The sequence below is a fragment of the Planctomycetia bacterium genome (genome assembly GCA_034440135.1).
GTDB lineage: Bacteria > Planctomycetota > Planctomycetia > Pirellulales > JALHLM01 > JALHLM01.
This window is the reverse complement of record JAWXBP010000394.1, coordinates 1-2,631: the sequence shown is the minus strand read 5'-3', so window position 1 is coordinate 2,631 and position 2,631 is coordinate 1. Positions and strand designations below refer to the sequence as shown.

The following is a 2,631-nucleotide window of genomic DNA, read 5'->3' as shown; positions in this document are numbered from 1 at the left end:
GGTGAGGATTTCGTTCTTGGTGATGGTGAGGGTCTTCGCTCCCTTAACCCGCCCTTTCACTTCGATGAACCGGAGCAGCCCCGTGCCGGTGATGGCCGATTCGATGTCATAGCCGAGATTCTGGTCGCTCACGTCTCGCGGGGCGTAACCCAGCTTCCGCTCCGCTGCCATAACCGCTTCCATCGCCATTAGCTCGGATCGTTCGGTGTCGATGGCAAACATCGGCGGCGTGGCGTCCGACGTGCCGCCAAGCCTTCGCAGAAGTCCCACGGGAACGATCATCGCCCCGCCGAGAATAACTGGCGGCAATGCCGAGAGCTTGCGTTCCTGTTCAAGCTCCATCAGCCGCTTTTGAAGTCGTCCAGTGAGGTCGTCGGCCCGTTGCCGGGCCAGCCCGGAATTGAGCTTCGCGTTAGTCTTGCCTGCAAGCTCCTGGTCTTTGAGTTGTGCCGCGCGATGGTCCCAGTAGTTGATCTCTTTGGTGAGGCGATCTTGTACGGCCGCTTTGGTCTTTTCGATTACCTCTTCCTTACGCTTGCGTAACTCGTCGAGGTGCTGCGGAACAAGGTGGATGGCAGCATGTTCCATTGCCAGCGTTTCCAAGTCCTGGCGGAGCCAGTTCGGCGCGTCGAATTTCGCAAGGGCAATGGCTTCCGCCTCGGTCATGGGCCGGTAGTCGAGATACGGTGCAGGCCCGGCGTTCTTCGCCTCGCCGCTTGGCCCCACTTCGACGAACTGCATCCGCTTGGAAACAACCCGTCGGTTCCCGGTTCGGTCGATCCTGGCGTCCTGGATTGAGTGTTCGAGGTAGAGCAATGATCTGGGCTGGTCGCCTTCGTCTGAGTCATCGACCAGAATGGCACCGCGTTTCAGAAGGTCTCTGTGCCGCTCGATGATGAGGTCGAGCGTAGCATCGAGCAGTGGATGTCCTGGACAGACGAAGGCTGCCAGTGTCTTGCCCGGAACGCTGATAAGGGTCTTGTCGAAGGTGATCCGCTCGTAGCGCTGCAAGACGGCCTGTCCCCGACCAATTTCCCGGTCGCGGTTGCGAATGACGGCCGGAACATGCTTGATCTCGTAGCGGTTCGTCTCTCGTTCGTGAATTGTTCCGCCAAGCAGCTTGAAGGCTTCCAGAAAGAACGCGGCGATAAAATGCGGTTGCAGTCGCCGGGCATCGGCGCGTTCCATCTCCTCACGGATTTGCCGGACGCGGGTCACGTCCATCGAGTCGTGAGTGAGCGCCCGCCCCTCAACCAGTTCCCGCAGGTGTTCGCGTTCGAGTGCATTATCGACGACCTGGAACAGGCGGGCCTTGACCTCGGGTTTGTCGCCGTATCGGATGGCTTCAAGCAGGAGTTCCCGAAGCGGGCGATCCTCGAAAGTAAGTTGTCCCAGCACGTCGAAGACCTGGCCCCCCAAGGCCTTTCGCTCTTCGTCCAACTTTTCGAGTAGCCGGTGGTAAACCTCACCTTCGCGGGTGTCTTTGGCGACGAGGTTCCACAGGTGGCAGACTTCGGTCTGTCCGATGCGGTGAATGCGGCCGAAACGTTGTTCCAGGCGATTCGGATTCCAGGGAAGATCGTAGTTCACCATCAGGTGGGCACGTTGCAGGTTGATACCTTCACCGGCGGCGTCGGTCGCAACCAGGATTTCGACTTCTTTGTCGTGCTTGAACGATTCTTCGGCCTTGCGTCGTTCCTCTCGTCCCACTCCGCCATGAATGATGACGACGGCTTCCGGTCGCCCGAGCAATGCCCGAATCCTCTCGGTGAGGTAATTCAGCGTGTCGCGATGCTCCGAGAAGATGACAAGCTTGCGGCGATGCCCGTCCGCCCCGAACATCTCGGTGTTGTTTTGCAGAAGTCGTGAAAGCTCGTCCCATTTGCGGTCGGTGCCGGATTGCCGAACGCGAAGCGCGGTCCGCACCAGTCCCGTCAATTGGTCGATTTCGGCGCGAAGCTCGGTGATGGTGCGGGCTGCGGATGCCTGATCGACGACCTTCTCCTCGGTATCTTCAAGTTCGGCGTCCGGTGCGTCGTCGAGGTCTTCGATGTCGTCGGCTGACAGTGCCGGAAGGCCGACATTCAAATCGAGGCCGATGTCCGCTCCCCGCTTCAGCAACTGCTCCTCGCGAAGGCGTTTTTCAAGGCGTTCGCGGCGGCGCTTCAGGGATTGGTAAATTGCCTCGGGCGACGATGCCAGGCGGCGTTGCAGGATGGTGAGTGCAAAACCAACGGTGCCCTTGCGGCCTTCGTTCTCAAGGGCTTCGGCCCGGTTGAACTCCTCGCGGACGTAGTCGGTGACTTCCTTGTAGAGTTCGGCTTCCCCGTCCGAAAGGGCGTAGTTGACCGTGTAGGCTCTCCGCTCCGGGAAGAGCGGCGTGCCGTCGAATTTGAGAAGCTGTTCCTTGACCAGACGACGCATCATGTCGCCAGAGTCGGAAACGTGAACCCCGTCCCGGAACTTGCCCTCAAAGCGGTCGCCATCAAGCAAGGCCATGAATAGCTGGAAGTCCGCCTCCTTGCCGTTGTGCGGTGTGGCGGTCAGAAGTAGGAAGTGGCGGGTCAGGGTCGAGAGCAACTGGCCGAGCCGGTAGCGTTTCGTGTACTTGACCTCGTTGCCGAAATAGGT

General features: G+C 59.7%; 1 protein-coding gene. It reads right to left on the bottom strand.

Annotated elements, in window-relative coordinates:
- Nucleotides 1–2,631, bottom strand: a 2,631-nt coding sequence (locus SGJ19_23395; protein ID MDZ4783202.1) for a helicase-related protein, incomplete at both ends; no start/stop codon positions are given.